The organism is Lamprobacter sp., from assembly GCF_034860625.1.
Classification (GTDB): Bacteria; Pseudomonadota; Gammaproteobacteria; order Chromatiales; family Chromatiaceae; genus Lamprobacter.
In genome coordinates, this window is the sequence record NZ_JAYESN010000406.1 from 1 (window position 1) to 2015 (window position 2015).

Sequence of the window (2015 nt, forward strand, 5' to 3'; positions counted from 1 at the left end):
TCTCTCGTCTTTCACGTCGGCTGTTGTACCAGCAATCTGATGCCTTCGCGAATGGTCTTCACAGCCCGATTGGGAGGCGGATCAGTGATGTTAATCTTTTTCGTCTCCGAGTAAATCGGTGACGCTGTTGGCCTCGAAAATGTCATCCAGCCAGGAGTCGAGCTGTGCTTCGGACGCTGCGGTGATGCGCTGCGCGGCCCAGGGTGGCAGCGGGCCGAAGCGACGGGTGAGCTGTCGGCAGAGCGTTCCGACCTTAGCCTCGGTCTTGCCTTCGGCCTTACCCTCGGTCTTGCCCTCGGTCTTGCCCTCGGTCTTGCCGTCGGCAAAGATGGATTGATAGGCCTTCGTCTCCTGAATCGGCGTCGTCAGATTCAACATGGTCCAGATCTCCTGCGCGGTCTTGCCGCTAAAGCGTTCAAAAAACCAGAATTCCAACACTTCTGACAGCGTCTCGCGGGTTTCTGCGTCGAGTGGCGATTGTTGGATCGTCTGCCAGAGCACTGGTGCGCGCTGCGTCAGCTCGGCATCGCTGTCGATGATCAGCGGTGCAAAGACCGCGACATAGGGGTTCTCGGGCTCGCGCTCGAGCCACTCGCGCAGGAAGCTGTCGAGACTGACACAGCGGATCGGCGAGCCTTGCGCATGCACCCAGCTGGGTCGGGCGGGGATGTCGGTGGCGCGCAGGAACACGGCGATGCCGAGCACTTCGGACTCGGCGTGCTCTTCACCGTAAAGGCCAATCTTGGCGGTCAGATTGTAAAGGGACTTGGCCACGGGTTGGGCCTGGAATTCGACCACGTAGGCGGGGCCTGCGTGACCATCGGGTTGCACCAGGCCATCAAGGCGGCGCTCGAGGCTTTTGATGGTCAGGGAGCAGACCTCGTAGGCGCCTTCGAGCTGCAGACCACCGGTGAGCACGCGAAAGGCCTCGGGGCCGCTGCGGAGAAACAGGTAGATCGGGTGGTCGGTTTTCATGCCTGTGAGGATAGCCGAATGCGTGGCGGATGCGCCCGAATCGGTGGCCCAGTCGTCCCGGCCGGGATGACGGAGCGGAAGAAAACGTGGTCTGTCCCGGGTTTATCCCGGAAAGCCATCCAGGAAATCCGCGACCGTTTGAATGCACACGCCCTCTGTCTTGTCTGGCGCATTCATGAGAAACCCAAAATGCCGAATATCACCCGTCAACAAAACATCGGCTTTACAGGCGCGGGCCGCCCGATAGATTGGGCAGTCTTTTTCCACCAGGCCTTCCGGACATTGACCAAGACCAGGATCGATCACGATGCGAATCTCCGCAATCCGCGTTTCAAGCTCAGGCAAACACGCCGGATATTTGCGCTCGAGGTTTCGGCGCGCCTCTTCCAGCGCAAAGGCGCTGGTCGCAAGTTGCCACAGACCCGCTTGCGCCAACTCCACGATAAGTGCGGCCTTACCGTTCGGGTTATGCGCTGCCGTAAAAAGGACGTTGGCGTCCAGAAACAGACGCATCAGATCTGTTGCAGACGCTCAAGGATGCGCCTGCGCTCGCCAGCCGAGAGCGTATCGGCGCGATCCCACTCCGCGATCTGAGCATCACTGTAGCGCTCGAGCTCCAACACTGCGGCCGGTTTCAACCGCAATTCGCCTTCGCATTCCTCAACGATCAATGCGTCACCCGGCTTGATGCCCAGCTGGTTGCGTATCCCCGCTGGCAGGGTGACCTGGCCGCGACTCGACACCGTCAGGATTTCACGCATCAGATGCTCCGCTTTTCTGAATTTCAGAAAAACAGCTTAGCATGACGGCTGACATCACACTACAGAGCTCAAGCAAGGCACGGCCGGCCAGCACCGATGCCTGGGTCCGGGCCGGGAAGCCGGGACCCAGGCCTAGACCGCCACCCCAGTACCCAGCTGAAACGAGCGCGCCGTGCTGACCCGCTCGGCCAGCCGCTTGGGATCGCGCACATAGCGCGTATTCCCTTGTCCCGAGCGCTGCCCATACAACGGGCGCAAGCGCCGTTCGCCAGGTTCATC

3 protein-coding genes are annotated in these 2015 nt (G+C 60.6%); all 3 read right to left on the reverse strand.

Annotated elements, in window-relative coordinates; all coding sequences use genetic code 11:
* Positions 1 to 90: 90 nt before the first annotated feature.
* Complete coding sequence (locus VBE63_RS28120) at positions 91 to 975, reverse strand: DUF2887 domain-containing protein (RefSeq protein WP_323686286.1); 885 nt, start codon at positions 973 to 975, stop codon at positions 91 to 93.
* 102 nt (positions 976 to 1077) lie between these two features.
* Complete coding sequence (locus VBE63_RS28125) at positions 1078 to 1488, reverse strand: PIN domain-containing protein (protein WP_323686287.1); 411 nt, start codon at positions 1486 to 1488, stop codon at positions 1078 to 1080.
* Complete coding sequence (locus VBE63_RS28130) at positions 1488 to 1736, reverse strand: AbrB/MazE/SpoVT family DNA-binding domain-containing protein (protein WP_323686288.1); 249 nt, start codon at positions 1734 to 1736, stop codon at positions 1488 to 1490. Before VBE63_RS28130 ends, VBE63_RS28125 begins: the two co-directional genes overlap by 1 nt.
* Positions 1737 to 2015: the final 279 nt, after the last annotated feature.

Bases quoted from the DNA above. Each gene is read 5' to 3' on its own strand.
- VBE63_RS28120 (WP_323686286.1), bottom strand. From the start codon at position 975: ATGAAAACCGACCACCCGATCTACCTGTTTCTCCGCAGCGGCCCCGAG.
- VBE63_RS28125 (WP_323686287.1), bottom strand. From the start codon at position 1,488: ATGCGTCTGTTTCTGGACGCCAACGTCCTTTTTACGGCAGCGCATAAC.
- VBE63_RS28130 (WP_323686288.1), bottom strand. From the start codon at position 1,736: ATGCGTGAAATCCTGACGGTGTCGAGTCGCGGCCAGGTCACCCTGCCA.